Raw genomic sequence first — 21,577 nt, 5'->3', positions numbered from 1 at the left:
AAAATCTGATTCAGTATCTTAATTTAATAAAGCTATATTCTAATAAAGCTTTTAAAATCTTATACATCTTTAATAAATTAGCATCATTTGTAAAACTTGAATCAATCTACTAGGGTGTGTCTTAAATTAGATTATGTAGCTAAAATTGAGATAGGTTTTATTGTTAAACTACGATAATTTAGCAGATAATATGGCTATATTAGCTAGAAATTAGAAACAGTTTAGCTTAAATTAAGCCGTTCTTTTTCCATAAATTTTAAAAAACTTCAATTAAGACACGCCCAAGTTTAATCAATGGTAACTTGAGCGACTGCTCTTAGTAACACCGCATTATTAGCATCAGACTTCAATGTAGCTCTTGAATTAGTAGTTAACTTAGTTTGACGACCATTCTTGTTCCAAGATTCAGTGGTTCTAACATTTGCTTTGGCCTGATCACCACTTATAACTATATTTGAAATCGTAATATCATAGTTATAGTTACTTGATTCAGACCAACTGTCTTGAAGTAGTTTTAAATAAGCCGACTTATCTAGACTGGTGGTCTTACCTCGGCGTGATAATGAAATTAAGGCATCATCATCCACTAGTCTAGATACTTGATTAATGTTCTGGCTATTAGCTGCTTGTTTCATTAATAGTGCGTAGTTTTGAACGCTTTGTTCTGTTATAGCAGCATTAGCAGTTACTGAAGCTATTGAGCTTACAACTGCGATAGTCAATGGCATAATATAGGGTTTGATTTTATGATTCGAATTAAATATATGCATGAAAAGTTTTCCTTAATTTCGATAAATTAAGTCATTTGATAAGTAGAGACATCCCTTGCATAGTTGATTGATAACTCTAAATATATAAATCCCAAATAACTTTATTATTCTACAATTTTTATTCTACTATAGTTAGATTGTATCCATGCAAACTAACTATTAATGGCGTGTAATTTATAGTCACTGAATATCAGTTACTTAACTTAAGTGATAACATTTGAACGTTAAACAGACCTTAACCTGTTTACATCGGATCATCGTTCACATTATTGGTTTGGCTACTATTATTTAGGCTGCTATTATTATGAGCTCTATTATTATGAGCACCGTCATGAGTGTTGTCATCTTCAACAGACATTCCCAATCGTACTGAACGGCGCTGCATCATTTGGCGGGCTAGAGCCTGCATGTCCTCTACTCTATCGACCTCATCGACAATCTCAAGCCCAAGCAAAGTTTCTAACACATCTTCTAACGTTACCAGACCTTTTACCTCACCATACTCACCCACGGTAACTGCAATATGAATACGGCTTTTTAGCATCAAATCTAATAAATCGAATAGCTTCATTTTAGAGAAGACGAATGTAATCTCACGTCTATAGCTCTCTAAAGGCTTGTCCATATGGTTATTGGCTTTTGCTAATAAGATGTCGGACTTTAATACGAAGCCTGTGACTTTGTCCAAATCTTCATCATAAATTGGCAATCTTGAAAACATCAATTTTGGTCTATTGGCCAATAGTTCGGCAACCGTTATACCTTGCTCAAAAGCATGCATGACCGAGCGCGGTGTCATAATATCTTCAACTTTAATAGCGCCAAACGCTAATAAGTTGCGAATAATACGCGACTCTAAAGGATCAATTTGACCAGATTGTTCCCCAACACTTGCTAGTGCTGCAAATTCGTTTCTACTAAACGTATGCGCTTTTTTACCACGAGTAAGTAATTTAGTAATTTTTTCAGATATCCAAATAAGAGGATAGAGAATAAATATAATAGCTTTAACAAAATATGCAACCGGTGTAGATAGCGTACGCCAATAAACGGTACCCATTGTTTTAGGTATAATTTCAGAACCAATTAATATAATTAAAGTCATAACTGCTGAGAACACACCAAACCATTCACTACCAAAAACGATAGTAGCCTGAGCACCAGCACCCAATGAACCAACAGTATGCGCCACTGTATTTAATGTCAAAATAGCAGCAATAGATTGATCGATATTATCTATTTTAACTTTTTTAAGTAAAGCAGATTTTTTTGGATCTTCTTCGGCAATTGAAGCCACATAAGAGGGTGTCATCGTTAGTAACGTAGCTTCTGATACTGAACAGATGAAGGAGACAACGACTGATAGGAATATAAACCCTACCAGCATAGCCACATGCACACCATAAGAGGAGGTTTGTACTGCTGCTTCAGAAGACCCACCAGCGGCATAAGCCATAAGTGGGAGTACGAGACACACAGTGAAAAGAATAATTAAAAACCGAGTAGAAAACGCAGTTACAACGGATCGAGCTTTCAAGTCAACACCTAATATAATTTATCAAATAAAAGAATGTCTACAGAATAGCATTAAAACTCTAAATATCACATCCATTTATCGTTAACACCTTCACGAAGTGCTTTACCAGGTTTGAAATGAGGGATGGCTTTAGCAGGTACCATTACCGTTTCACCAGTTTTAGGATTACGTCCTTGTCTGGCTTCGCGGTGATGTAAACAAAATGTACCAAACCCCCTAACCTCTATTCGGCTGTCTTCAATTAGATATTGTGATAATAAATCTAATATTTCACGCACTGCATCCTCAACTTCTGAGTCTGCAATATAATCACAGCGGCATGCGACATCTTGAATTAAATCTGATTTGTTAATAATATCTGTCATATCCATTTGACCCTTGATGATAATGAATTATAAGTTAAAACTTTAAGTCCTTTTAGTTTAACAAGTTAGAAAAATGATTTAGTTCTCAAAAATTATGAGATAATAGATTATTAAATGCTACAGGTTATTAAATAGCTATTGTTCATATTTTCTAACTTATAGTGTATTAAATCATAAGTTTGTCGTAGTGTGAAATAATTATTTACATTTATTTAGAATTTCAATTTTGACATAAAAAAAAGCAGCCCTTAGGCTACTTATTTCATTAATTTAGTTTATGAGACTAATATAACAAGCATGTGCTAGATATAAATCTAAGATTATAAATAATAAAATATCTATTAATTATTAATCCTCTTGCATTTGCTCTTTTATCAAGTCACCAATTGTTTTTGGTTGTGCTTCTGGAGTCGCAGTTTGAGTGCTACCAAGCTCTTTAATAGCTTGACGCTCATCTGCTTCATCTTTAGCTTTGATAGATAAGCTGATGCTACGTGATTTGCGATCAACGCTAATGATTTTAGATTCAACAGAATCACCTTCATTTAGATGCTTAGTTGCATCTTCAACTTTATCACGCTGTATCTCTGATGCGCGTAAGTAGCCTTCAACTTCATCAGCTAACGTAATAGTAGCGCCTTTAGCATCTACTTCTTTAACGGTTCCTGTAACGATCGAACCACGGTCATTAGCAACTAAATACTCGTTGAATGGATCAGAGCTTAATTGCTTGATACCAAGGCTGATACGGTTGGCTTCAGCATCAACTGAAAGAACCATCGCTTCAACAGTATCGCCTTTGTTGTAGTTACGGATCGCTTCTTCGCCAGTTTCGTTCCATGAGATATCAGATAAGTGTACTAGACCATCAATACCACCATCTAAACCGATAAAGATACCGAAGTCAGTGATAGACTTGATCGTACCGGTAAGTTTATCACCACGATCAAATTTCTTATCAAATTCTTCCCAAGGATTAGGTAGGGTTTGTTTGATACCTAAGCTAATACGGCGACGTTCTTCATCTATTTCAAGGATCATAACGTCGATTTCGTCACCAATCTGTACAACTTTTGATGGGTGAATATTCTTATTCGTGTGATCCATTTCTGAAACGTGGACCAAACCTTCGATACCGTCAGAAATCTCAGCAAAACAACCATAATCGGTTAGATTAGTAACGCGTGCTTTAACAATGCTACCTACTGGGTAAGTACCGCCAACGTTATCCCAAGGATCTGTACCTAATTGCTTAAGGCCTAAGCTGACACGATTGCGCTCGCGGTCAAATTTAAGAACTTTAACTTTAAGGTCTTGACCTACTTCAACAACTTCTGAAGGGTGCTTAATACGGCGCCATGCCATATCTGTAATGTGTAGTAGACCATCGATACCACCTAAGTCTACGAATGCACCGTAGTCAGTTAGGTTTTTAACGATACCTTCAACTTCGATACCTTCTTCAAGCTTATTAAGTAGCTCTTCACGCTCTGCTGAATTTTCAGCTTCCATAACCGCTTTACGGCTAACCACAACGTTGTTACGTTTTTGATCTAATTTAATAATTTTGAATTCAAGCTCTTTGCCTTCAAGATGTGTCGTATCACGGATAGGACGCACATCAACTAAAGAACCTGGTAGGAATGCGCGTACTGAACCGATATCAACTGTAAAACCGCCTTTTACTTTACTAGAGATAATACCTTTAACGATTTCATCGCCTTCAAATAATTTCTCAAGTGCATTCCATGTCTCAACACGTTTAGCTTTTTCACGTGATAGTAGGGTTTGACCCATACCGTTATCAACAGCTTCAACAACAACATCAACGCTATCGCCCACTGCTACTTCAAGCTCGCCATTGTCGTCTAAAAACTCTTCACGAGCAACAACACCTTCAGACTTCAAGCCAGTGTCAACTGTTATCCAATCGCTATCGATTGCAACAACAGAACCGCTGATTACTGAGCCACGCTCAATATCAAGACCCTGCTCTCCAAGACTCGCTTCAAATAGTTCAGCAAATGATTCCATTATGATTACCTTAATATAGCCGTATCCTGTCCAGCACAGTACGGTTCAAGTTAATGAGAGTAAAAGATAGAAGCTGGTTTTACTCTTTTACTCTCATTTAATAAAAAAATTATTTTAAAAGGGTATTCTTTTAAAATTTAATACTCAAAATAAGTATTTATTGCTAAAATGAATAGCAATTAGTCACTAAAACTAATACCTTTTTGCTGACAAAATCTCTTAACTGTTTCAAATACTTCATCTGCACTCATTGATGAGCTATCTATTAATAACGCATCATCTGCAGGTTTAGAGGGCGCTATGGATCTAGTTTCATCACGCTCATCTCTATCTTTAATACTTGTCAAAATGGCATTATAATCTGCTTTCTGACCTGATTGTTGTAACTGGGTTACGCGTCGTTCAGCACGCGCTTTTGCACTTGCTGTTAAATACACTTTGGCGTCAGCATTCGGGAAAACAACTGTCCCCATATCGCGACCATCAGCAATTAATCCTGATTTATTGACCATATTTTTTTGTAGCTGTAATAATGATTCTCTTACTTTAGGCAATACCGCAACCCTTGAAGCATAGCTTCCAACTAATTCGTTTCGTATCTCGCCTGCTACGTTTTTACCATCGACAACGATATCGACCTCACCTGTCAAACTAGGCTGAAATTGTATGTCCAGTTTTTGAGTTAGCTTAGCAATGTCATTTTCATCTTTGGCATCTAATTCGGTATTAGTCAATAAGCCTGCTTCAAATGCCTTTAATCCTACTATTCTATATAGCGCACCTGAGTCTAATAGACGATAATTAAGAGCCTGCGCTAATTTGAGACAGACTGTGCCCTTGCCAGCACCACTAGGCCCGTCTATCGTTATAACAGGAAAACTCATATTATACTCTATAAAATATTGAACGATATCCTACTGATAAGCCGTCGTATAAATAATTTAAATTCGTTAAGTTCATGAAAAAGTAAGCAAAAAATCCGGCGAACACAAAATAGTGCGAGATTATAACAAATATCGCACCACACCTCTAGGTAATTTTAACGTTTCGTAAACAAAAATTTATCGGATGATTGATGTAGCCTTATTATTAAAATAACAAGGTACAAACCCATCATTAATTTTAATTGAACTTAGCTTTTTGGTTAGTCATATTTATCGAACCAACTTGACTAAGCATTATTTTTTTAATTGAGCATGTTTTCTTTTGGCTTTAAAAAAGGACTTTAAAATTTGCTGACTATTACTTTGTAACAACCCTGAATGTGCAATAATGTTGTGATTATAAAAATCCATGTTAATTAAATTTAACTGACTACCGATCATCCCCGCTCTTGGCTCATTAGTTGCAAATACTACTCTATGCAATCGTGCATGAATTAACGCGCCTAAACACATAGTACAAGGCTCCAAAGTCACGTATAACGTAGTATCTATCGGCAATCTATAGTTTTGTAAGTTGGTACAAACTTCGCGTAATGCCACTATTTCAGCATGTGCAGTCGGATCACAGCTCATAATAGGCTGATTAAACCCTTCACCGATAACTTCACCTTGATGCACTAATACCGCCCCTACTGGCACTTCATCTTTATTCGCACCTTGTCGTGCTAAATCTAATGCGCGTCGCATAAAATTCACATCATCTAGGGACCAGTATTTAGCATCTATCAAGTAGCTAGTTATAGATAAATTATCTACATCACGGCTTTTATTAGCATAAGTTATATAAGAGTTTATAAGGTTTAGCTGCTCCATAATTTTACACGTTATGAAATCTTTATAAGGTTAAAACAACATTTATATGATAGATGGCAAACTATTGGGGCAATTGCCATTCAATTGGGGCTTTACCATGCTGTATAAGGTAATCATTGGCTTTTGAAAAAGGTTTACTACCAAAAAAACCACCTCTATTCGCTGCCAACGGTGAAGGATGAACGGCAGTAAGAATCAAATGCTTGTCCGTATCTATAAATTTGCCCTTATCTTTAGCTTTGCTACCCCACAATATAAATACAGTATTGGAGGTATAATTATTAATGACATCAATTACTGCATCGGTAAACTGCTCCCACCCCATACCTTGATGGCTTCCAGCATTACCTTCTTGTACAGTCAATGATGTGTTTAATAATAATACGCCCTGTTTGGCCCAATGCGTTAAGTCACCGTGCCGCGGCGTAACAGTACCAATATCATCTGCCATTTCTTTAACTATATTACGTAAAGATGGCGGCATAGGAATTCTCTTAGGTACTGAAAATGACAACCCCATGGCCTGACCTGGCCCATGATAAGGGTCTTGTCCGAGGATAACCACTTTAACATCTGATAATGGGGTCAAATTAAAGGCGTTAAACATGAGGCCTGCTCTAGGATAGATAGGGGTATCGGACTGATATTCTTCTTTCAAAAAATCGCGTAGATTATCCATATTTTGAGAGGTTAGCTCTTCTTTAAGCGCCTGTTTCCAATCTTCTGGCATCTGTACTTTTTCTAATATGGCTTGTTTTTGTTCTTCGGTCTTGCTCATATCCAGTTCCGTTTGCATATGACCTCCGTCATCAAGTTGATCGTTAAATAATTTGATTTAATTGTATAACATCCTAATGAATATCAGCCACTTTGGTTAACATAAAATAAAAAAGGCCGACCCTTAAGGTTAGCCCTTGTTAAATTTATTATAAAAAGTTTAGAAAAGTAATTGCTGAAACTTTAATAAAATCGTGTATTAACTGATAAGGTTAGAATATAGTCAAAGAAGTCTGAAATGGTTAAAGGGCAATCGAGTGCAAGTACTACTATAGTAAGGCGAGCAAGGTTAACATCGTAACCGTTTAGTTTTCGCTAACTTTAACTTTAAACTTCGGCGTATTCCACACCACGTTGACCATGCTTCTCGACTACCGTCAATAATATACGGCTGCCTTCAGCTGCAGCTTTACTGCCAACATCAAGAGACTTTTCAAATATTTCATCGATTAAGGTGACGTGTACAGCACCACCATCGGCTAAGTCGCCGAATAAAACCATATTTGCAAGCGGCTTTTTAACTTCGTTTTGAATCAGTCGCTGCATAGGACGCGCACCCATTAAGCGATCGTATCCTTTTTCAGCCAAATAATCTCTGACAGCATCGTCAATTTCAAGTACCACTTGTTTGTCATCAAGTTGCGCCTGTAATTCAACAAGGAATTTATCCACAACAGAAACAACAATCGATGGATCAAGAGGATTGAATTGGATAATAGCATCTAAACGGTTACGGAACTCTGGCGTAAATACCCGATTTAGCGCTTCGGTATTATCTCTACTATGATCTTGTTTCGTAAAGCCCATAGACGCTCGGCTAATGTTCTCTGCACCGACGTTAGTGGTCATAATCAAGATAACTTGTTTGAAACTTGCCACACGTCCATTATTATCAGTTAGCGTACCATGATCCATGACTTGTAATAATAGATTGAATACATCTGGATGAGCCTTTTCAATTTCATCGAGTAACAGTACACAATGTGGATGCTGATTGATTTTCTCAGTCAGTAGACCGCCTTGATCAAATCCTACATAACCTGGAGGCGCGCCGATTAATCGAGAAGCAGTATGGGCTTCCATATACTCTGACATATCAAAACGGATTAATTCAACCCCCATAAGATTAGCCAACTGTTTAGAGACCTCGGTTTTACCGACCCCAGTAGGACCTGCAAACATAAATGAACCAATAGGTTTGTTCGCATCTTTCAAGCCAGCACGAGACAACTTGATGGCATCAGATAAGGTATTGATTGCTTCGCTTTGACCGAATACTAAACGGTTCAAATCACGCTCTAAGTGCTGCATCAATGATTTGTCATCATTAGATACAGATTTTGGCGGTATACGAGCAAGTTTCGATATGATTGCTTCAATATCATCTACATCAATGATTGTAACTGGCTTGCTTTCATCGGTAGAAGATCGTAATTTATCGTCATCATCATCAAGCTCTGACTCTAGATCACTATCTAGTTCTGTATCAAGATCTGACTCAATCTCTAAAGTCTCATCTTCAATAACAGCATCAATTCTTGATTCGACCTCGATTGCCAGATCAGACTCTGAAGTCACATCGGTATCAGGCTCTTCATCAACTATATTGAATTCAGCATTATTAATGTCATCAATCAGCTGATCTTCATCATCAACCTGCTCGGCATCAGGCGTTATGCCTAAACGTTTATAAGCACCCGCTTCATCGATAACGTCGATGGCCTTATCGGGTAAAAAGCGTTCATGAATATGTTTAGCAGATAAATTAACGGCGCTAACAAGTGCTGCATCAGTATACTCAACGTTATGAAACTCTTCATAGCGCGGTTTTAAACCTCGAAGAATATCGATACTGTCATCAATGCTAGGTTCGTTCACATCAATCTTTTGGAATCGACGCGATAACGCATGATCTTTTTCAAATACTTGACGGTATTCAGTAAAGGTAGTTGAACCAATACATCTAAGCTCACCGTTTGCTAAGGCAGGCTTAATCAAATTAGACACATCCATGTTACTACTCATAGATGAGCCTGCGCCTATTATCATATGAATCTCATCGATAAATAAGATGGCATTTGGCTTCTCTTTCAAAGCTTCAAGTAGCGCTTTCATTCTTTTTTCAAAATCACCGCGATACTTAGTACCAGCTATAAGCGAACCAATATCTAAACTATAGATAACACAGCCTTGCAGCGGCTTAGGCGCTTTATTATTAATAATTAACCACGCTAAGCCTTCAGCAATAGAGGTTTTACCCACACCTGGATCACCCACTAATAGAGGGTTATTTTTGCGGCGGCGGCATAAGACTTGAGCAGTGCGCTCAATTTCACTACTGCGACCTATTAATGGGTCAGTTTTGCCTTCAGCGGCGCGCTTATTTAGATTTTGAGCAAACTCTGTCAGCGGATCTTTTTTAGCACGGCCAGCTTTTGCCTCTGCACTATCACCCTCTGTTTGACTTGAAGGGGTTTCCTCTCCATCAGCACCATGAGATAGATACTGAGTCAGCTCTAATCGGCTCACACCCTGCTTTTTAAGCAAGTACACAGCATACGTGTCGTGCTCAGAAAACATGGATACGAGAATGTCTGAACCTTGAACTAATCTTCCTGATCCAATCGACTGGACATGGAAAATAGCACGCTGCAATATACGATCGAAGCTTTGCGTAGCTTCAGGGGTTTGCTCTACGTCAGGATCAAGGGTAGGCGTATGTTTTTCAATATAAGCTTCAAGATCTGTACGTAAAGTGGTAATGTCAGCACCACATGATTTTAAAGTGGTGACAGCATCATTATTTTCAAGCAGTGCTAAAAGTAGATGTTCAACGGTAAGATATTCATGAGATTTCTGTCGCGCCAATGTCATGGCTAATCGTAATGATACTTCTAAATGACGACTTAACATATATTTATCCTGATAATACTTTTTATTTTAAATGGGCAATGTCAGTTTGAATAAAAATGTAGTGTGTAACTTTACTATAGCAAGTTCAGAGGATTAAGGGGTAAAAAAAGAAGGGTTTTTCCACATTTCGAATTCAGAATGACAGAATTGCCAGATGTTCTAATTGAGTTTCTTTATAAATATGGTCAATCGTAAGGAATATCAAGTATATATATGAATTAGTTTATATATTTAATGAAGGTATTTTAACTACTTTATCAAACACTTAAATATTTAGAGCTCGATAAGCGTGCAGACAGTATGAATAAGATGGGGTTTGAAATGGATGAGATATAAATATCTGATGAATATTTAGCCGTCTTGATGGGGTTCTATTTGAGTCAATAAAGGATAGCCTTCATTACGAGCGGTTTGATTTACTTTTTTTGCTTTTGTTTCAGCAATATCTTTTGGATATATGCCTGCAATACCTCTGCCGTTGTGATGAATGCTTAACATAATTTCAACAGCACTATCAATATTGTGTTTAAATTCAGATTGTAATACATACACTACAAATTCCATAGGGGTATAGTCGTCATTGTACATAACCACTGCAAACATTGGTGGTTCAACAACTTCAGGATCTGCCACCATGACTTCTACTTCACTATCACCTTCTGTTTCATCCATAAGTTTAGATGGCTTATCTGTCTTAGGATGTTCAATAGGCTTAGTAGATGGATGGTGCCAATCTAATAAAATGTCGTAAGGTCTGGAAGAATAAATTTCTTTTTTAATCATAATTTTATTTTTGGGGTTCAGTATAAATTTTGGAGACGCATTTAAGGACTATATAGCGATTATTATTAAAAAATAAAGTAGCTTCTTTCTAGGGTCTGTTGAGCATTCTAATATTAGGACTGCTGATATAGTCAGCGAACTTATAAATAGTCACGGTGTTAACCTCGTTAAGCCTACCCTAGTAGTACTTGTACTCGGTTGCCTTGTGACTATTTTCAATTTCTTTGACTATAGCTTAAAATTAATTATCGCAAAGTAGCTATCCAAAGGTGATTATCACAAAAAAGCTATCACGAAGTAGCTTTTGCAAATAGCTATCACAAAGTAATTAGCATTTTTTAATTATCACTCTCATCCATAGTCACAGGTCTTTTATCAGTTTCTGGAATATCTGCCAATGAGATAGGTAACTTTTCGACTGGCTTATCAAGCTCCCAATCGTAAATTTGTTCAACATCTTGGCCGTTTGCACTAAGCTCGAGTTTAGCTTGCTTAGGTTTAAACCCAGTTGGCATGATAAAGCGTCCTCGAATTCTAGATATCCCTTTAATGTCATAATATTTGGGTTCTATGGGGACCTCAACCAAGTTATCTTCGTCTAATAGAGTTAATTTGGGGGTTAAGCGGTGTTCATCATTATCTCGAGCAAGCATTGCAATATCAAAGCGATATTCAAAGGCGTTCTCTGGTAACGGGGCTATCTTGGCACCTACTACCTTCAAATCCAAACCGCCTTTTTGAGATATTTCGTTAGAGAATACGGTGATGACCTGTTCAAGCTGAAGATTTGATAATTCTAAATCATCCACCTTACTGCGTAATTGTTCTAAATTATTAAGGCTGATATCACGTTCTTGTTCAAGAGAGTCAATGTTCTTTCTCAAACTTTCGACTTCTGATTTTAGTGAGTCAACTTCTTCACTACTAAACTCGATATTAGTACTATTATGTTTAATAGCCTGCTGCGATGATTTATAACCTTGGTTATAACCAAATTTATGTCCAAAGGCTATGGCAACGATACCCGTTATCAGTACAGCACTAACAAACATGACCAGTATCAACGGGTTTTTTAAACTCGTTGATACGCTTTGATCAGGTCTATAATTTGGATTGCTGATTTCGGATGACATGTTATAAGCTCGTCTCTTGTAACTCGGCGTTAGATTTATGCGTTAGGCATATGGCTCTCAAAACTTCAATTTTTGATTAAACGGCTGATCATTATACCTAACTATTTACTTAATAACTAACACCAGACTTAGCTTAATATAAGCGTATTTAATAAAGCTAAAAATACAAATTATAAATAATTCATATTTATATAACAATAATTCGTATTCAGATTTATGGCACAACAGGCACATGATTTAAACCTAAAGATTCATCAAATTCAAACATAACGTTCATACATTGAATTGCCTGACCTGCAGCACCCTTAACTAGGTTGTCTTGCACAACAAATATTGTGGCGACTTGGTTGTCATTATCTTGATGCACTGCGATTCTCAGCTTATTACTCGCTCTTACACTTCGGGTATCTGGATATTCTCCGGCAGGTAAAACATCGACAAACTGCTCACCTTTATAGGCGTGCTCATATATTTGCTGTAAGTCGCATTGCATGCCCTCTTTGGTTAATTCCAAATGTAGGGTAGAGAACATGCCTCGAATCATAGGCACCAGATGCGGCAAGAAACGTACTTTATGATCAAACTTACTTTGCAGTAGCACATTTACGCCCTGCACAATTTCAGGTAAATGACGATGACCTTTCACCCCGTAAGCTTTAAAATTATCAGTCGTCTCAGCGTAGTTCAAATCAAGTTTGGCTTGTCTACCTGCACCTGATACGCCAGACTTAGCATCAATTATGATTCTTTGATCTATGATTTTATTACCGCATTCATTTTGATACTCGATAATAGGCTTTAAACCAAGGATAGCGGTGGTAGGATAGCAGCCGGGATTACCGACAATATTTGCAGATTTTATAGCAGCACGATTTATCTCAGGCAGCCCATACGCAGCTTGTTTTAGTAGATCTGGGCAGGCATGATCATGCTTATACCATCGCTCAAATTCTTCTAGCGATTCCAGCCTAAAGTCGGCAGCGAGATCAATTACTTTGACACCCGCATTTACTAAGTCTTGTGCTTGATGCATTGCGACGCCGTGCGGGGTGGCAAAAAATACCACGTCACATTGAGTCAACGACTTTAAAGTATCTTCCCCTAAATCGCTATACACAAGATCACTAAACCCGCGTAAACTCGGAAAAATACTTGCGACTGGCTTGCCAGCTTCAGAACGTGACGTCAGCCACTTTATGTTTACTTTTGGATGCGAAGATAATAGCCTGATAAGCTCGACTCCGGTATATCCTGTTCCGCCGACAATTGCTACTTCTAACATGATTTACCCCAAATTATTTATGACTGTAGTCTATCCGTTTACAGCCCTTTTAGCGAACAACTATTAAGTATGATTTTCTAACACGGTTTTTTATCATGATTTTTAATATGATTTTTAATATGATTTTTAATATGGTTTTTATCATAGTTGCTAAACGGTTCATCAAATCCTAAAGCTTATAATCATGTACAGCATCTACAAATACTTTAGCATGATCAGGATCAACCCACTGGGTAATACCATGACCTAGATTTGCAATATAACCAGTTTTCTCACTATTGGCATAAGCGTCGTCCAACATTAGCTTCACCGACTGTTGTATGGTCGAAGGTGATCCATAAAGGGTTGCTGGATCTAAATTACCTTGTACTGCTTTACTCTTTTGGATTTTCTTGTATTTTTTAGTGAGTGCTTTTTGTTCATCAGCAAGAATGGCGCGCGCTCTATCAAGTGGCATTGTCCAATCTAGACCTAAACAGTCAGCTTCACTATCGGCTTGCACATCTAACCACACGCCCCCGCCTTTGGTAAATAATACCACAGGGATATCAGGATGACGCTTTTTAAGCTCTGAAACGACTCTTTTATTATAGTTGTGTGAAAATTCCACAAACTGACGGTGTGCTAAAGCGCCGCCCCAGCTATCAAACAATTGCACAAGCTGAGCACCAGCATTTATTTGAGCATCTAAATAATCAATTATACACTCTGTAGTGTGCGATAAAATCTGATGTAAAAACTCAGGCTGACTGTATAACAACCCTTTAGTATGGCGATAATCTTTAGAACTGCCGCCTTCAATCATATAGGTGGCTAGAGTCCAAGCACTACCCGAGAATCCAAATAAGGGCACTTTACCATTAAGCTCTTTGCGGATGCTAGTGACGGCATCCATGACGTAGCCTAATGAATCTTTAGCATCAAAGGCTTCAAGTTGTTTAAAGTCTTCTTCAGTACGCAACGTTCTCTTGAATTTAGGACCTTCACCCGTTTCAAAGTACAAGCCCAAACCCATTGCGTCAGGAATGGTTAATATATCACTAAATAGTATCGCTGCGTCTAGATCGAACCGTCTTAGCGGCTGCATGGTGACTTCAGTGGCACGCGCCGTATCTTTACATAAGCTTAAAAAATCACCCGCTTCAGCTCTGGTTGCTTTATATTCAGGTAAATAACGACCTGCTTGACGCATCATCCACACAGGGGTTACGTCAATCTGTTCAAATTTCAGCGCCCTTAACAATCTATCATTTTTTAGAGGGGCAAATGCATGTGAATCATTATAAGAATTATTAGAAGAGTTATTACTAGTCATAGTTCTCTCTTTAAATCATTTAAGTTATTAGCGTCGTTAAAACTTTTAAAATAATTGCGGTTAAATAAATAGATAAATATTTAATTAAAACGGATGTTTTATTTATTTATTTATTCATTTATTCATTTATTTATAATAGCCATATCATCACGATGGATCATCACCACACGATCTTCAGCATTACCTAAAATCTTATCAAAATCTTGTGTTTTTTCTCGTGCCACGCGTCTTGCTTCTTTAGCGGAAAAATTTACTTGACCAACAGCAACACGTTCGTTAGTTTCATGATTCACAACAGCGACCACGTCACCTTTTTCAAAATCACCTTGAATGTCAACCACGCCCACGGGCAGTAAGCTTTTTCCCTGAACACAAATAGCATGGACAGCGCCAGAATCGATGAACAAGGTACCTGACATACGTAAATGCGCGGCCAACCACTGCTTACGCGCAATGATTTTATCTTTTTGATTGGTACTGAGTAACGTTCCTACAGGCTCGCCATAAGCAACTCGGCTAATGACGTTCTCAATAGCGCCATTGGCAATAACGGTCGGACAACCCCCCATAGCTGCAAGACGACCAGCACGTATCTTAGTCAGCATGCCACCGCTGCCTAATTTACCGCCTTCACCTGCTATATCAAACAAATAATCTGCCATCGCTCGCTCTTGACGTATCATTTTTGCATCGGGATTGTCACGGGGGTTATCTGTATATACCCCTTCTTGATCTGTGAGAATAATGTATAAATCAGCGTTTACCATCGCAGCTGACATAGCGCCTAGGGTATCATTATCACCAAATTTTATCTCATCAACGGTTATGGTATCGTTTTCATTAATTACTGGTAAGACACGCCACGATAATAGCTTACCCAATGTATTGGCAGTATTAAGATAACGTTCACGGTTAGAGAGGTCATCATGAGTAAGTAGTATTTGGGCGCTATGAACACCGCTTTGTATCAAAGCTGACGACCATGTTTCAATCAAACCCATCTGTCCAATGGCAGCACAAGCTTGCAGGGCATCAAGTCTTTTGGGGCGCTCCTCCAACCCCATTCTCACAACCCCTTCTGCGATTGCACCTGAGGACACTAATATGACCTCTTTACCTTCATTATGTAGTTTGGCTATTTGACTGGCCCATTCGTAAATAGCTGTTCTATCAAGACCTTTGCCATTATTGGTAAGTAATGATGAGCCTATCTTGACGATGACACGTTGTAAATTGAAAGAACGGTCTTTAATAGCAAACCGTTCATCACCATCCTGAGTTGGCATTGAAATGACACTTTGATTGCTTGATTGATCATACATATGATTTTCTACCACTGGATTTGGTTTACCGTTTAATAATTAGACCTAGGTTAAAATAAATTAATTATAGGTAGTTTTTAGTAAAAAGGTAATAATTGAACCGTACTTATCTTATTAAACCGTACTTATTTACTAAGGCACATAGATGACTTCAACACCATCGTCATCGTCATCATCATCGTCAAATTCTAATGCGGCTTCACGCTGGGCTCGACGTGCGGCGCGGTAAGCTTCTCTTTGCTCTTCAGTATTTAAGCGAACCTCTTCTTCTAAACGCTCAAACCTTTCTTTCTGAGCTTCAGCGAATAAAGGATCTTCCTCTTCGCGCTCTTTTTCAAGTTCAATCTCATTCATAAGATGATATTTGACGGCATCAACCCCTTCACCAGTTAAGGTTGAAGTTCTAAATACAGCGCCCGTCCATCCAAGCTCCGCTACGATATGCAGACACAGCTCGTTAAGCTCTGCTTCATCAGGAACTTGATCTATCTTATTAAGAATAAGAATTTGCGGTAGTTTTGACAACTCAGATGAAAAACGTTCGAGTTCATTTAAAATAACTCGTCCATTTTCTATGGGATCACTACCATCTATCGGCTTAATATCAATAATATGCAGTAAGCGGCGTGTACGCGCAACATGCTTCAAGAATCTTATACCAAGCCCTGCACCTTCTGAAGCACCTTCGATAAGACCGGGGATGTCCGCCATAACAAAGGAACGATGGACACCCACATCAACCACACCTAAATTAGGAACTAGTGTTGTAAACGGATAGTCAGCAACTTTAGGTTTAGCCGAAGATACTTGGCGAATAAAAGTTGATTTTCCAGCATTTGGCAAACCAATCAAGCCCACATCTGCCACAACTTTTAACTCAAATTTTAGCTGTTTTAACTCGCCTTCAAACCCTGAGGTAGCTTTTCGCGGTGCCTGATTTGTAGAGCTTTTAAAGTGAGTATTCCCTAAGCCGCCATCACCACCCTTTGCAATTAATAACTTTTGATCAATCTCAGTTAAGTCACCAATTACTTCACCCGTTTCAGTGTCGATCACGGTTGTACCCACGGGAACACGCAAATATATATCGTCCGCACCCTTTCCAGAACAGTTTTTACTCTGACCATTTTGGCCGCGTCCAGCATCATACCGGCGGGTATAACGATAATCTACCAAGGTGTTGGTGTTGTCATCAGCGATGACAAACACATCACCCCCTTTACCACCATCACCGCCATCGGGCCCACCCCGCGGAACATATTTCTCACGTCGAAAACTCACAATGCCATTACCACCATCCCCTGCTTTGACAGTAACCACTGCTTCATCGATAAATCGCATTAATATTGCTCCATACTTATAATGTATTGCTTAGAATTATTTTAGGGTCAATAAACCTTAATAATCCAGTGTATTTAATAGTTAAAATGATTGCGCGCTAACTTAAATGTTTTTAAGAAACAATTGAATAATTATTAGAATAATAGCTTCAGCCCTGATTGTCTTAAATAATATGTACTAATATCATTACATCCAATGTGATCTTCATGTGATCTTATTAATTTTTAAATTAACCCTAGATATATAAAAGTAATACCCGACAACCTTAAAGATTATCGGGTATTTATTCAACTGACTTATTATAACCTAAATAACATTAAAGGATTGTAGGATCAGTCGTCTAATATTTTGAGGCCTTTAATTGGACTTAACCATAATTGGTCTTTAACGTTTAATAATAAATTAGAGCCTAATAAACTAAGCTGAAATATTTGTATAATGAATGCCCGCCATTTGCGAAGCTACTCTTAACACTTGAGTACTATAACCAACTTCGTTGTCATACCAGACATATACAGTGGCATGATTATCAGTAACGATGGTAGCTTCGGCATCAAAAATACCTACCTGTTTAGTCCCTACAAAATCAGTGGATACGGCTTCTGTAGAATCAGAATAGGCAATTTGAGACTGCCAAGTATCGCTATCAGAAACTAATTTGAAAAACTCATTAAATGCTTCTGCGCTTTCAGGCGCTTTTTCAAGGTTCAAATTCAAAATAGCCAAACTTACATTTGGTGTGGGTACACGTATTGCATTGCCAGTTAATTTACCATTTAACTCCGGGAGCGCTTTACCAACCGCTTTGGCAGCGCCAGTACTTGTTATTACCATATTTAAGACCGCACTACGACCACGGCGATCTGACTTATGATAATTATCAATCAAGTTTTGATCATTAGTAAACGCGTGGATCGTTTCAACATGGCCATTTTCGATACCAAATTCATCATGAATGACTTTCAATGATGGGGTGATGGCATTAGTCGTGCAACTGGCAGCGCTCACAATAGTATCTTCACCAATAGTATTATTGTTTACACCATAAACAACATTCTTGATATCACCCTGAGCCGGTGCAGTAAGTAATACTTTTTTAACCCCTTTGGCTTTTAGATGCTTACCTAAGCCGTCTTCATCTTTCCAAATACCGGTATTATCAATTACTATGGCATCATTAATACCATATTCGGTGTAATCAATCTCACTTGGATCATTAGCATAGATAACTTGTACAAATCGGCCATTAACTATAATACCTTGGTTTTCTTCATCGACAACGACTGAACCTGCAAAAGTCCCATGTACAGAATCACGTTCTAGCAGTGACGCACGTTTTGCAATATCACCATCCTTACCAGGGCGCACGACAAAGGCTCTTAACTGAAGCCCTTTATCACTGGCTGACTGTTCAAGTAATAAGCGCGTAAGAATACGTCCAATACGACCAAAACCATATAATACAACGTCAGATGCAGTGCTGTTTGGCTTTTGAGAAGTGTCTGCTTTTTTTAAAGCATCGTTGGCTGATGTATTATTTTTGACCAACTGTCCTGCATCTATAATAGCTGTAGAGATATCTTTATTATCAGCGACTTTTTTAACAGTTGACAAGATATCGTTGATATCAAGCGCCACACCATTATTTCGTGTTGATGTTTGCTGAACCTTTGTTAGTACATCCGCTGTGGACAATCCATTGATTGCTTCACCAAATAGGTTTACTTTTATATCTCTATTGATATATAGATCATGTAGTATGCTCACAAGATCATGTGCTTGATTGTTCTGGTTTTGGTATTTAGCTAAGTGATTTTGATGTAATTCGCGGTGCTTATTAGCATTACTCACAATAGTCATCCTTTGATAAGATAAAAGAAGTTTAGATGTTTATATACGGTCAACAGTATACAGTCAGCAGGTTTACTGTCGACTTTACTAATGGACAATTATCAATAGCTTGTATCAGCTATCTAATAGGGAAGTTTATAGATGTTAGTTTATAAAATGAGATTTTAAATCATATCGACTTTATAAGCTAGGGTCTATTGCACAAACGAGACGGCAACCCTAATCGATATAAAAAATTAAGATAAAAAAAACGCTCAAATCTGCTGACTTAAGCGTATGTAATATAAATACTGAATAGTAAACCTTAAGGATTATGTATAGTCATTTTAAGCTTATTGGTATTGTAACCTTGACGTTGTGCACTTTCTACATAACGATTGTAGGTCGTGGTTGACATATCAGGCGTGCGTGAAAGTAACCATAAGAATTTGTTATCTGGTGTACCAACTAACGCATTTTGATACTCATCATCTAATTCTAATACCCAATAATCCGCTTTTCCTACCGGAACCCAGCGCACCCAGCTTGGTAAAAAGCTAACCTTAAGCTTACTGTTTGAGCTATTGGCAGGTTTGGCGAGTCCTTTAGCTTGCATAAGTGAGCCGTCATCTTCTCGGCATTCATTGATAACTTGGACAGACTTTATATCACCCAAACTATTTTTAAGTACATTATAGGTAGCGGTGACATCTGAGGCGCAGTCTTTTTGAAATTTCATAGGTAGACGTGCAATCTCATACCAGCGGCCAGCATATTTCTCTAAATCAACACCGTCGACAGCTGTGGGTTCAGAATTAACTTGACCTTCAGCTGCGGTATTAGATCCAGCAATGCTAACTCCAGAAGATGCATTATCATTACTATATCTAGGCTGAACACCAGAAGATGCATGAGCTAAGGATGTATATGCTGCTAAAGGGATTAACATCGCTAAAGCGATACCCGTGTGCTTTAGCAAAGCACTCATAAAGGTACGTTCCGAAATATCATGTTCAAATTCAGTCATAATAAATTCACAAGTTGAAAAAAAATTGGTTTTAAAGTTATTAAGCTAGCATTAATATTTTCCGATTAATTGTACTTTATTATTTAATAATGCACATAAATTAAATTAATTCACTAATATCAGCTATTCTTAATAAAATAAAACGATTATAAGCTAATCAGTAATAAGACGACTTTAAAATAATATCTTTTTGTTATCTATCTACCGAATGTAGTATAAAGATACCAAATGTTAAAAACATGAATTTGAGTAACATTTTATAAGTTTTCGTAATTTTAATTAGCTTTTATATTTTCTATTGATGTCTATTAAGGCTTATTTTATATATTAAATTCAAAACTATTATAATCGTTTAAGACTAAATACTTGTTAAATATAGTTTAAGTCGCAACACTTTATTAGAATTTATCAAGCCTCATTTTAAATAAATAAACTTTAAGAGCCCATAAGCCAAGTTAGAATCGTTATATTAGCATCAGGGAGTTTATATTTATTATTGATTAGATCTAACTTATTGACCCATATAAGTTTTTGTCCTTCACATCCATACTCTTTAAGTTTCAAATCATCATACTGCTGTCTAGATAAAACCACTTTAAAAACATGTAGACTAACTAATTTCGAATTGTTTATATATTTATTATCGATATATTGGTGATTTATGACGCCCATTTTTTCAATGCGGCTATATTGATTGATATCTAAACCAATCTCTTCACGTACTTCTCTGATTAAACCTTGCATTTCAGATTCACTACCCTCTACTTTGCCTCCAACAAACTCATACCGATTACCTTGGTGCTGAGATTCATTTCTATAGCTTAGAAGATAAAAATCCGAATAATTGATAACCGCAATGGCTACCTGAACTTTTTTCATTATGTCTATTAAGTCCTGTTAATCAAATATTTAAGAATTAAATAGGAAAACTAAAGCCTACTTTCGCTTTAATTTCTTCAAATTATAGTCGTATTTTTATTAAAAAATATATGTATTAATTTGTTTAAAAAAGTGCTTGCATAAAAAGAAAAAATAAACAATAATAAGTTAATGATAATCATTATCAATTAAATTCTATAGTTTACTTATCTTATAGCATACTCATTCAGTTCGATATTTAACCACGGCAAACAAAAAGGACACTAGCATGGCTACTATTATCTCTCGAGCGCTTCAACTCCGTGACAACCAGCTTCCAATGCTTCAGTCGCAACATCTTTTTGCACTAACTAAAGAGGTACGTATTCAGCATGAAGGTGAAGAATATCGTTTACGTCTAACCCGTAACAATCGCCTCATTTTAACTAAATAAACAGTTTTTACCAAACAAACAGTTTAAACTAACTACGCTTTGTTTTAAACGCTTTGAAAATTTTATAACTGCATATAAA

Annotated in this window: 18 protein-coding genes; 1 reads left to right on the top strand and 17 read right to left on the bottom strand. The window is 37.3% G+C overall.

The window, feature by feature from the left end; translation table 11 throughout:
- Positions 1 to 287 precede the first annotated feature (287 nt).
- The 17 genes from AC21OH_RS03265 to AC21OH_RS03185 form a co-directional block, all read right to left on the bottom strand.
- Positions 288 to 770 carry a hypothetical protein gene (locus tag AC21OH_RS03265; protein ID WP_487371085.1) on the bottom strand — a complete coding sequence of 161 codons (483 nt, stop codon included), beginning with the start codon at positions 768 to 770 and terminating at the stop codon, positions 288 to 290.
- 244 nt (positions 771 to 1,014) lie between these two features.
- Positions 1,015 to 2,307 carry a CNNM domain-containing protein gene (locus AC21OH_RS03260; RefSeq protein ID WP_487371084.1) on the bottom strand — a complete coding sequence of 431 codons (1,293 nt, stop codon included), beginning with the start codon at positions 2,305 to 2,307 and terminating at the stop codon, positions 1,015 to 1,017.
- A gap of 65 nt (positions 2,308 to 2,372) precedes the next feature.
- The gene (locus tag AC21OH_RS03255; protein WP_487371083.1) at positions 2,373 to 2,672 is read right to left on the bottom strand and encodes an integration host factor subunit beta; all 300 of its coding nucleotides are present in this window, start codon (positions 2,670 to 2,672) and stop codon (positions 2,373 to 2,375) included.
- A gap of 348 nt (positions 2,673 to 3,020) precedes the next feature.
- Positions 3,021 to 4,706, bottom strand: coding sequence for a 30S ribosomal protein S1 (gene rpsA, locus AC21OH_RS03250; protein ID WP_487371082.1), 1,686 nt, complete (start codon positions 4,704 to 4,706; stop codon positions 3,021 to 3,023).
- A 179-nt stretch (positions 4,707 to 4,885) separates the two neighbouring features.
- A complete protein-coding gene (cmk, locus tag AC21OH_RS03245) occupies positions 4,886 to 5,590 on the bottom strand; it encodes a (d)CMP kinase (protein WP_487371081.1) in 705 nt (234 codons plus the stop codon).
- 294 nt (positions 5,591 to 5,884) lie between these two features.
- A complete protein-coding gene (tadA, locus tag AC21OH_RS03240; RefSeq protein WP_487371080.1) occupies positions 5,885 to 6,463 on the bottom strand; it encodes a tRNA adenosine(34) deaminase TadA in 579 nt (192 codons plus the stop codon).
- Between the two features lie 61 nt (positions 6,464 to 6,524).
- Positions 6,525 to 7,241 (bottom strand): uracil-DNA glycosylase, encoded by a 717-nt coding sequence (locus AC21OH_RS03235; RefSeq protein WP_486535307.1) that lies wholly within the window; start codon positions 7,239 to 7,241, stop codon positions 6,525 to 6,527.
- Positions 7,242 to 7,567: 326 nt separating this feature from the next.
- Positions 7,568 to 10,153: an AAA family ATPase gene (locus AC21OH_RS03230; protein ID WP_487371079.1), complete on the bottom strand. Its 2,586-nt coding sequence runs from the start codon at positions 10,151 to 10,153 to the stop codon at positions 7,568 to 7,570.
- Between the two features lie 351 nt (positions 10,154 to 10,504).
- Positions 10,505 to 10,936 (bottom strand): ATP-dependent Clp protease adaptor ClpS, encoded by a 432-nt coding sequence (locus tag AC21OH_RS03225; RefSeq protein WP_486535309.1) that lies wholly within the window; start codon positions 10,934 to 10,936, stop codon positions 10,505 to 10,507.
- Between the two features lie 338 nt (positions 10,937 to 11,274).
- Positions 11,275 to 12,069 carry a coiled-coil domain-containing protein gene (locus AC21OH_RS03220; protein WP_487371078.1) on the bottom strand — a complete coding sequence of 265 codons (795 nt, stop codon included), beginning with the start codon at positions 12,067 to 12,069 and terminating at the stop codon, positions 11,275 to 11,277.
- A gap of 214 nt (positions 12,070 to 12,283) precedes the next feature.
- Positions 12,284 to 13,351, bottom strand: coding sequence for an N-acetyl-gamma-glutamyl-phosphate reductase (argC, locus tag AC21OH_RS03215; protein WP_487371077.1), 1,068 nt, complete (start codon positions 13,349 to 13,351; stop codon positions 12,284 to 12,286).
- Between the two features lie 169 nt (positions 13,352 to 13,520).
- Positions 13,521 to 14,666 (bottom strand): uroporphyrinogen decarboxylase, encoded by a 1,146-nt coding sequence (hemE, locus tag AC21OH_RS03210; protein WP_487371076.1) that lies wholly within the window; start codon positions 14,664 to 14,666, stop codon positions 13,521 to 13,523.
- 122 nt (positions 14,667 to 14,788) lie between these two features.
- Positions 14,789 to 15,952 carry a glutamate 5-kinase gene (proB, locus tag AC21OH_RS03205; RefSeq protein ID WP_486535415.1) on the bottom strand — a complete coding sequence of 388 codons (1,164 nt, stop codon included), beginning with the start codon at positions 15,950 to 15,952 and terminating at the stop codon, positions 14,789 to 14,791.
- A 168-nt stretch (positions 15,953 to 16,120) separates the two neighbouring features.
- Positions 16,121 to 17,329 (bottom strand): GTPase ObgE, encoded by a 1,209-nt coding sequence (gene obgE, locus AC21OH_RS03200; RefSeq protein WP_487371608.1) that lies wholly within the window; start codon positions 17,327 to 17,329, stop codon positions 16,121 to 16,123.
- Positions 17,330 to 17,746: 417 nt separating this feature from the next.
- Positions 17,747 to 19,189, bottom strand: a complete 1,443-nt coding sequence (locus AC21OH_RS03195) for a glyceraldehyde-3-phosphate dehydrogenase (protein WP_487371607.1) — start codon at positions 19,187 to 19,189, stop codon at positions 17,747 to 17,749.
- Positions 19,190 to 19,484: 295 nt separating this feature from the next.
- Positions 19,485 to 20,186: a lipocalin family protein gene (locus AC21OH_RS03190; RefSeq protein WP_487371606.1), complete on the bottom strand. Its 702-nt coding sequence runs from the start codon at positions 20,184 to 20,186 to the stop codon at positions 19,485 to 19,487.
- 435 nt (positions 20,187 to 20,621) lie between these two features.
- The gene (locus AC21OH_RS03185; RefSeq protein ID WP_487371293.1) at positions 20,622 to 21,065 is read right to left on the bottom strand and encodes an NUDIX domain-containing protein; all 444 of its coding nucleotides are present in this window, start codon (positions 21,063 to 21,065) and stop codon (positions 20,622 to 20,624) included.
- 268 nt (positions 21,066 to 21,333) lie between these two features.
- Between AC21OH_RS03185 and hemP the strand changes: the two genes are divergently transcribed.
- Complete coding sequence (hemP, locus tag AC21OH_RS03180; protein WP_486535317.1) at positions 21,334 to 21,498, top strand: hemin uptake protein HemP; 165 nt, start codon at positions 21,334 to 21,336, stop codon at positions 21,496 to 21,498.
- Positions 21,499 to 21,577: the final 79 nt, after the last annotated feature.

The sequence above is a fragment of the Psychrobacter sp. CX10 genome, from assembly GCF_057621575.2.
This window is presented reverse-complemented; position numbering and strand designations above follow the sequence as displayed.

Excerpts from the sequence above, each read along its gene's own strand:
- AC21OH_RS03265 (WP_487371085.1), bottom strand. The coding sequence starts at position 770 with ATGCATATATTTAATTCGAATCATAAAATCAAACCCTATATTATGCCA.
- AC21OH_RS03255 (WP_487371083.1), bottom strand. The coding sequence starts at position 2,672 with ATGACAGATATTATTAACAAATCAGATTTAATTCAAGATGTCGCATGC.
- rpsA (WP_487371082.1), bottom strand. The coding sequence starts at position 4,706 with ATGGAATCATTTGCTGAACTATTTGAAGCGAGTCTTGGAGAGCAGGGT.
- cmk (WP_487371081.1), bottom strand. The coding sequence starts at position 5,590 with ATGAGTTTTCCTGTTATAACGATAGACGGGCCTAGTGGTGCTGGCAAG.
- tadA (WP_487371080.1), bottom strand. The coding sequence starts at position 6,463 with ATGGAGCAGCTAAACCTTATAAACTCTTATATAACTTATGCTAATAAA.
- AC21OH_RS03235 (WP_486535307.1), bottom strand. The coding sequence starts at position 7,241 with ATGAGCAAGACCGAAGAACAAAAACAAGCCATATTAGAAAAAGTACAG.
- AC21OH_RS03230 (WP_487371079.1), bottom strand. The coding sequence starts at position 10,153 with ATGTTAAGTCGTCATTTAGAAGTATCATTACGATTAGCCATGACATTG.
- AC21OH_RS03225 (WP_486535309.1), bottom strand. The coding sequence starts at position 10,936 with ATGATTAAAAAAGAAATTTATTCTTCCAGACCTTACGACATTTTATTA.
- AC21OH_RS03220 (WP_487371078.1), bottom strand. The coding sequence starts at position 12,069 with ATGTCATCCGAAATCAGCAATCCAAATTATAGACCTGATCAAAGCGTA.
- argC (WP_487371077.1), bottom strand. The coding sequence starts at position 13,351 with ATGTTAGAAGTAGCAATTGTCGGCGGAACAGGATATACCGGAGTCGAG.
- hemE (WP_487371076.1), bottom strand. The coding sequence starts at position 14,666 with ATGACTAGTAATAACTCTTCTAATAATTCTTATAATGATTCACATGCA.
- proB (WP_486535415.1), bottom strand. The coding sequence starts at position 15,952 with ATGCCAACTCAGGATGGTGATGAACGGTTTGCTATTAAAGACCGTTCT.
- obgE (WP_487371608.1), bottom strand. The coding sequence starts at position 17,329 with ATGCGATTTATCGATGAAGCAGTGGTTACTGTCAAAGCAGGGGATGGT.
- AC21OH_RS03195 (WP_487371607.1), bottom strand. The coding sequence starts at position 19,189 with ATGACTATTGTGAGTAATGCTAATAAGCACCGCGAATTACATCAAAAT.
- AC21OH_RS03190 (WP_487371606.1), bottom strand. The coding sequence starts at position 20,186 with ATGACTGAATTTGAACATGATATTTCGGAACGTACCTTTATGAGTGCT.
- AC21OH_RS03185 (WP_487371293.1), bottom strand. The coding sequence starts at position 21,065 with ATGAAAAAAGTTCAGGTAGCCATTGCGGTTATCAATTATTCGGATTTT.
- hemP (WP_486535317.1), top strand. The coding sequence starts at position 21,334 with ATGGCTACTATTATCTCTCGAGCGCTTCAACTCCGTGACAACCAGCTT.